Origin of the sequence: Gilliamella sp. M0364 (assembly GCF_016100565.1) — a bacterium.
In the GTDB taxonomy this organism is placed as follows: Bacteria; Pseudomonadota; Gammaproteobacteria; order Enterobacterales; family Orbaceae; genus Gilliamella; species Gilliamella apis.
Window position 1 is genome coordinate 1 of record NZ_JACFSF010000041.1, and the last position, 266, is coordinate 266.

Below are 266 nucleotides of genomic sequence, written 5' to 3' on the forward strand. Positions count from 1 at the left end.
AGTGTAGTGATACATTGAGCTAACTGATACTAATGAACCGAGAGTCTTAACCTTACAACTCGGAGTTGTTTTGGATACGCGAAGAATTGATTATGAGATAATCAAACAGTTTGTTCCGGATTGATGGATTGTTGTGGATATGAGATAATGCGCAGCAATTGAGAGAAGAGAAGACAGAATCTGTCTGGCGGTAATAGCGCGGTGGTCCCACCTGACCCCATGCCGAACTCAGAAGTGAAACGCCGTAGTGCCGATGGTAGTGTGGG

General features: G+C 45.1%; 1 rRNA gene. It reads left to right on the top strand.

The annotated features are described in order from the left end of the window. Positions 1 to 183: 183 nt before the first annotated feature. Positions 184 to 266: ribosomal RNA gene (gene rrf / locus H3U96_RS11150) — 5S ribosomal RNA — on the top strand; the annotation flags it as partial.